The sequence below is a fragment of the Nonomuraea aridisoli genome (assembly GCF_003236395.1).
Taxonomy (GTDB): domain Bacteria; phylum Actinomycetota; class Actinomycetes; order Streptosporangiales; family Streptosporangiaceae; genus Nonomuraea; species Nonomuraea aridisoli.
Genome location: NZ_POUD01000403.1, coordinates 1 through 6,190, shown reverse-complemented (window position 1 = coordinate 6,190; position 6,190 = coordinate 1). Strand labels below are relative to the sequence as shown.

The window sequence follows — 6,190 nt, the reverse complement described above, 5'->3', positions numbered from 1 at the left end:
CCTCCGCTACGGCCACCAACCCCGCCCCTGACCAGGCACACTCACCTCGCGGGCCGGCTGGCCCAGGGGCAGGGCAGGTGTGGTTCCGGCGCCCCGGTCGCCCCTTCGAGCACGGCTCCCACGGAGGGAGCCGTGCGTCAGCGGTGCAGGACGACCGGCAGTGGGCTCCAGCCGTGCGCGATGAAGGACGGGACGTGCGCCGGCTCCGTGTCCTCGACGGCCAGCCGGAGGTCCGGGAACCGGGCGAACAGCGCGGGCAGGGCGGTGAGCGCCTCCTGACGGGCGAGCGGAGCCCCGATGCAGCGGTGCACGCCGATGCCGAAGGCCAGATGCTCCCCGCGTTCCTTCGTCGGGTCGAACCGGTCGGCGTCCGGGCCGTGCTGGTCGGGATCGTGACCGGCGGCGAGGTAGCCGGCGACGATCGCGTCGCCCGCCTCGATCCGTACACCGCCGATCTCGATCGGCTCGATGGCGAACCGCAGCGGCAGGTGGGCGATCGACGGTGCCCAGCGCAGCGTCTCTTCGATCAGCGCTTCCCAGGAGATCTCGCCCGCCAGGACGCGCCGGAGGTGGTCCGGATGGGTGAGCAGGGCGTGCACGGCGTTGCCGATCAGGTTGACGGTGGTCTCGTGCCCGGCCGCGATGAGGAGCAGCAGGGTGTCGCGCAGCTCGTCGTCGCTGAGGGAGTCGCCGCTGTCACGGACGTTGATCAGCTCCGTGGTCAGGTCGTCGCCCGGGTGCTCGCGCTTGTAGGCCACCAGTGCCGGCAGCACGGTGCCGATCTGGGCCGCCGTGGCCGCCGTCTGCTCGGGGGTGGCGGTCGTGTCCATGATGGCCTCCATCAGTTGGGCCATCTCCGCCTGCATGTGCGCGGGGACACCGAACAGCTCACAGATCACCCGCATCGGCAGCGGATGGGCGTAGGCGCTGCGCAGGTCGACGACCTGGCCCGGCGGCAGCGCGGCCATGGCGTCCAGCAGCTCGGAGACGAGCCCGTCCACGACGGGCTGCATCGCCTTCGTACGGCGCGCGGTGAAGCTGGGGGAGATCAGCTTGCGTAGCCGCCGGTGTTCCTCGCCATAGGCGCTGAGCATGTTGGACACGCCGATCCAGGTCATGATCCAGGCCCAGCCGGGTTCGGTGGCCACCTGGGGCAGCAGCCGCCAGTGGCGCTTGTCCTTGCTCACCAGCGGATCGAGGATGAGCTGCTTGAGCAGGTCGTGCCGGGTGACCGCCCAGGCCGGGATGCCGCCGGGGAGCTCTACGAGGACCAGGGGGCCGAGGTCACGTAACCGGCGGACCTCGCCGGTGAGATCGGCTCCGAAGGGGTCAAGGACGACTGGGGCTGTACTGCCCAAGGGGTATCTCCTGGCTGATCGGGACGGATGGGGGTGAATCGCACCGGCAGGTGAGCCAGCGCACGATGGAACGGACCGGGCCGCCACAGCAGCTCCTCGCGCGGCACGGTCAGTTCGAGGTCACACAGGTGAGAGGTCAGGCGTTCGATCGCGGTCATGGCGATGAGCACCGCCGGATCGCTGGCCGGGCAGCGGTGCGGCCCCGCGCCGAAGCCCAGGTACGCGCCGCCGTCGGAGCGCAGCTCGTCGGGCACCATGGCGGGCTCGGTGTTGGCCGCGGAGTAGGAGACGAGGACCAGCTCGGCCGGCTGGATCCAGGTGCCGTGGAAGTGCACGGGCTGACGCACGAAGTACGGGCCGTAGTTGGACATGGCGGGCTCGGCACGCAGCGCTTCCATCAGCGCGTCGTACGTGCTGAGCGCGCCGTTGGTGAGCGAGCTGTAGTAGCGGTCGTCGCTGACCATCCGGGAGACGGTGTTGGCGATCAGGTTGGCCGTGGGCTCGTAACTGGCGGCCACCACGAGCACGATGGTCTGCGCCAGCTCGTCGGGCTGCAGCGCGGCAGGATGATCGATGAACCAGGAGGTCAGATCGTCCCCGCGCTCGGCGTACTTCGCCTGGATCAGCTCGCCGATGTAGCGGCTGAACGCGTCGCTGCCCCGCGCGCCCGTCTCGCCGTCGGCCTCCATCATGTCCGACAGGGCCTGGGTCAGGCCGGCGCTGTCGGAGTCGGGCCGCCCGAAGAGCAGGTTGAAGATGCGGGCCGGGATGAGCCGGGCGAAGTCGGAGACCAGGTCGGCCTCGCCCTTCGCGGCGAACCGGCTGATGAGCGAGTCCGACACCTCGATCACCATCTGGCGCAGCTTGTGCGGCTGGACCTGCTGGAAGCAGTCGGAGATCGCCTTCCGGTAGCGGGCGTGCTCGGCCCCGTCGGAGAACAGCGCGTTCGGGCGGTGGCCGAGCATGGCGATCACTCCCGCGGCCTCCGGTGTGTCGGGGAGCCGGGACTGCCAGGCGCTGGGGTTCTTGCTCCAGACGCCGCCGACGTTGGTGAGCACGTCCACGGCGGCCCGGTACCCGATCACCAGGTGGGCCTCGATGCCCGGAGCGATCTCCACGGGCGCTACCGCGCCGTGCCGCCGGCGCAGCTCCGCGTAGATCGCCTGCGGGTCTCTCGCGTACTCGGCTCCGTACAGGCGCCCGGCGTCGGGCAGATAGCGCAGGGTCATGACAGCACCAGTTCTCTGATGTGCTCCACCAGCGCGATCAGCGAGGCGCGGGCGGAGGCGGGGTCTCGGGCGTCGCACATCACCAGCGGCGTGCGGGGGTCCAGGTCGAGCGCCTTGCGCAGGGCGTCCGGCGGGTAGTCCGGCGAGTCGGGGAAGTGGTTGACGGCCACCGCGTAGCGGATGCCGGCGTTCTCCACCAGATCCAGGACGGCGAAGCTGTCGTCGATGCGGCGGGTGTCGGCCAGCACCAGCACCCCCAGCGCGCCGCGGACCAGCTCGTTCCACAGCACCTGGAACCGGGTCTGTCCCGGCGCCCCGAACAGGTAGAGCACCACGCCGGGCAGGGTGAGACGGCCGAAGTCGATGGCGGTGGTCGTGGTCGTCTTCTCGTTCACGCCGGTGAGGTCGTCGACCATCGTGCCCGCCTGGGTGAGCACTTCCTCGGTGTTGAGGGGCTTGATCTCCGAGAGCGCGCCCACGATGGTCGTCTTGCCTACACCGAACGGCCCCGCGATGACCAACTTGACCGGGATGTGTTCGGTACTGATACGGCTGTCAGAGAGCCCGGAGGCCACTGAGCACCAACTCCAAGATCTCGATGTCGGGCAGGTCGGCGGCCGGCGGATCGCGGGTCAGCAGCGTCCCGCCGCCGACCAGCCCGGCGACCAGCAACCGCACCACGCAGTACGGCAGGCCCAGGTGCGCGGCGCACTCGTACACCGACAGCGGCCCGTCCTGCAGCATGGCCAGCAGATGCGACCCCGGAGGGTCCAGCCCGTTGATGGGGGCGTCGGGCGCGATGTAGACCAGGGTCGTGCGCTCGACGCTGATGTGCTCGGGCACGGTCAACCTCGCGGCGGCCATGTAGTCCGGGACGACCCGCCGCCGCTGCCGTCCGGAGGTCATGCCCGGGCGCCCGGAACCCTGGCCGCGCTCGCCTCGTCGAGAGCCTTGATCAGCTTCTGCACCTGGAGCTGCACCTCGTAGGCCAGCGAGCCGATGTTCACCGCTCCGGTCGCCGCGACCACGAGGGCGGCGCGGTCGCCGGCCGGGGCGATGTAGTAATAGCCGCTGCCGGCGGAGATGACGATGTCCACCACCTCGCCGTCGGCGCCGTTGCTGAGGCCGTCGCACAGGGCGCGGGCGGCCCCCAGCACGGAACTCGTCATGGCGGCGGCGCGCTCGCCGCTTTCGGCGGTCAGGTCGGCCGAGCCACCGAGGATGAGTCCGTCACGGCTCAGCACCACACCACGGGCGACGCCGGGCAGGGCCAGCAGAGGCGAGAGGACCCAGGACACGTCGAGGGCCAACGGGCGGCCCTTGGTCTGAACACGGCCGGAAGCGCTGTGGGTGTCCATGGAGTGGTCAGTTCCCTTCGGTGAAGTCATGCTGCTGGGGCGGCAGCGCCTCGCGGCGGCCCGCTTCGGCTCCGACCTGGAAGTCTCCCCACCGCTTCCGCGCCTCCTCGGGGCTGGTGAGCACCTCGCCGGCCGCGCTGTCGGAGCTCCCGGTGCGCCTGGAACCGGACGCGGCACGCGGCGGCTGGCGGCGGCGCTGCGGCAACGGCGCCAGGTCCTCGGCCGAGTCCCGCCGTGGTTCGGGTGCGGCCGGAGATTCCTGACGGAACGCCGCGGTGGGCTCGGGACGTACGGAGGAGGCCACAGGGTCCGGTCGCGAGGCCGCCACGGGCTGCGGTCGGATGGCCGTGGCGGCGGTCGGCACCGTGGCGCGGACCGGTTCGGGCGCCAGTACCGACGGCCGGCTGTCCTCCGGCATCTCCACCAGCAGGGCGGTGGGAATGCTCAGCACGGCCTGGACGCCGCCGAAGGCGCTCTTCTTGGCCGTGACCTGCATGCCGTAGTGCGCCACCTGGCGGCCGATGGCGGCCCACCCGGTGCGGGGCGGGTTGCCCAGGTCGACCAGGCGGACCGGGTGGACGCCGCTCAGGAACTGGGTCGCCCGGGCGTACAGGTCCTCGTTGAGGCCCACACCGGCGTCGTCGATGACGATGGCGGCGCCGTTGTTGGTCTCGTGCACGGCGATGGTCACCTTGAGCGTGCCGTGGGAGTGGTGGACCGCGTTGGCCAGCAGCTCGGCGGTGACGAACAGGGTGGACTCCGCGGCGCGGGCGGCGACTCCGATCCGGCGGCGCAGGTGGTTGGCCGGGCCCTCGATGCGCAGCTCGAAGTTCTCCACCCGGGAGATGGCGCCCATCACCAGGTCCACCAGATAGGTGTCGTCACGCGACAGGCCGGGGGTGGCGCCGCAGGCGATGCCGGTGACCTGCGCGCGGCGGATGATCAGCTCGTTGTACATGTCGAGCCCCAGCACCTCGCGCAACAGCGCCGTGTGCTCGTCGCCGCTGTAGCGCTGTTGCAGGTCGGCGAGCAGGTCCTGGGCGCGCAACGCCTGGGTCTGGACACGGGACATCGCGCCCCTGACCACCGCCTGGGCCGCTTCGTCGATGCGTTCGCCTTCGTCACGCACGCCGCGGGCGAACGCGTCCAGGATGGCGCGGTGCTGCTTGTCGACGTCCGTGCCGGCGAGCGCCTGGTTCTGCACGCCGGGCACGATCACGTGCGGGGTGCGCAGGTGGGACAGCAGGGCGGGAATCCGCTTCGCGATCAGGTGCTCGGTCTCGGCGCGCACGAGGTCCTGCTGGGCGCGCGCCTCGAGGAGCGCCTTCGCGCCGTCCTGGGCCTGGCGTTCGGCCTGCACCAGCCGCTGGTTCCTGGCGCTGGTCTCGTGTGTCAGGTGCTCCTGCGCCTGACGGGCCTGAACGAGTTGCCCACTGACCTGGGCGAGGTGTCGGCGTACGCGCATGTGGAGGATCACGACGCCCGCGAGGGCGAGAACGAGTACGGCGAAGGCGATCACTGTCGGAACGCTGAAGGAGTCGGGCGGCATGACAGTCCTGGGGTCGGTGTGCCGGCGGGGGGAAATGTCGACCGCCGAAGGGCCTGTGCTAGCGGCGAGTGTCGCTCTTGCTGGGCGGCAGGGCGGGACCGCGTCGGCGTGGCGCGCGCTCTCCCGCGTGGCCGGCACGGCTGCGTGCGTGGTGCGGCTCTGCCGGAGGCATGGCGGGGCCAAGCAACATTGGCATCCTCGGTCTCACTGGGACGACGGCCTAACGGAAGATCCAGTATTGCGGTTGAGACACGTTAGTCAACCGTGAGTAAGATCTCCAGTGCGCTCGGCATCATTTCTCATCAGACTGTCAAGATCGCTATCAAGACGCGGTGATGCCCATCCTGACCTGGGATCACACGCCGAGGAGCCGTCCCTCCGCGGACCGGCACCCCGGGCGTGTCATCGGGGGTTCCTCAGGACGGCAAGCCGCCGTACCGCTCCTGAACTGGGATTTCACCACCATGGAGGCGGACTTCGCATCTTCGGGCAGGCCGGAGGCGGGCGCGGCATCCGTACGGCGTGCGACACCCGTCGCAGGCGCAGCTCGCGGCGGAGCTGCGCGCACGGCCGGCACGGCGGATCGGGCGGCGGGGGAGCCGGAGCCGGTCATCGACGCGGCGCCGCCCCAGCCGTGCCGCACGCAGGCGATGACCGACCCGAAGATCGCCCTCCACGGCCCCGAACCTGTCTCTT

The 6,190-nt window shown here is 70.8% G+C and carries 6 protein-coding genes and 1 pseudogene; 1 reads left to right on the top strand and 6 read right to left on the bottom strand.

What is annotated here, in order from left to right; genetic code table 11:
- Positions 1-137 precede the first annotated feature (137 nt).
- The 6 genes from C1J01_RS45355 to C1J01_RS45330 are packed head-to-tail and all read right to left on the bottom strand — an operon-like array spanning position 138 to position 5,494.
- Positions 138-1,358, bottom strand: a complete 1,221-nt coding sequence (locus C1J01_RS45355; RefSeq protein ID WP_111185196.1) for a cytochrome P450 family protein — start codon at positions 1,356-1,358, stop codon at positions 138-140.
- Positions 1,262-2,587 (bottom strand): cytochrome P450 family protein, encoded by a 1,326-nt coding sequence (locus tag C1J01_RS45350; RefSeq protein ID WP_181449323.1) that lies wholly within the window; start codon positions 2,585-2,587, stop codon positions 1,262-1,264. The genes C1J01_RS45355 and C1J01_RS45350 overlap by 97 nt, the downstream gene beginning before the upstream one ends.
- A complete protein-coding gene (locus tag C1J01_RS45345) occupies positions 2,584-3,162 on the bottom strand; it encodes a GTP-binding protein (RefSeq protein ID WP_220040442.1) in 579 nt (192 codons plus the stop codon). Before C1J01_RS45345 ends, C1J01_RS45350 begins: the two co-directional genes overlap by 4 nt.
- Complete coding sequence (locus tag C1J01_RS45340) at positions 3,143-3,493, bottom strand: DUF742 domain-containing protein (protein ID WP_111185194.1); 351 nt, start codon at positions 3,491-3,493, stop codon at positions 3,143-3,145. The genes C1J01_RS45345 and C1J01_RS45340 overlap by 20 nt, the downstream gene beginning before the upstream one ends.
- A complete protein-coding gene (locus tag C1J01_RS45335) occupies positions 3,490-3,945 on the bottom strand; it encodes a roadblock/LC7 domain-containing protein (RefSeq protein WP_111185193.1) in 456 nt (151 codons plus the stop codon). The genes C1J01_RS45340 and C1J01_RS45335 overlap by 4 nt, the downstream gene beginning before the upstream one ends.
- A gap of 7 nt (positions 3,946-3,952) precedes the next feature.
- A complete protein-coding gene (locus tag C1J01_RS45330) occupies positions 3,953-5,494 on the bottom strand; it encodes an ATP-binding protein (protein WP_111185192.1) in 1,542 nt (513 codons plus the stop codon).
- Positions 5,495-5,958: 464 nt separating this feature from the next.
- Between C1J01_RS45330 and C1J01_RS51685 the strand changes: the two are divergent.
- Positions 5,959-6,190 (top strand): annotated as a pseudogene (locus C1J01_RS51685) (hypothetical protein); the annotation flags it as partial.

What these genes read in the sequence shown, in the direction of transcription:
- C1J01_RS45330 (WP_111185192.1), bottom strand. Translation starts at nt 5,494, where the DNA reads ATGCCGCCCGACTCCTTCAGCGTTCCGACAGTGATCGCCTTCGCCGTA.
- C1J01_RS45340 (WP_111185194.1), bottom strand. Translation starts at nt 3,493, where the DNA reads ATGACCTCCGGACGGCAGCGGCGGCGGGTCGTCCCGGACTACATGGCC.
- C1J01_RS45350 (WP_181449323.1), bottom strand. Translation starts at nt 2,587, where the DNA reads ATGACCCTGCGCTATCTGCCCGACGCCGGGCGCCTGTACGGAGCCGAG.
- C1J01_RS45335 (WP_111185193.1), bottom strand. Translation starts at nt 3,945, where the DNA reads ATGGACACCCACAGCGCTTCCGGCCGTGTTCAGACCAAGGGCCGCCCG.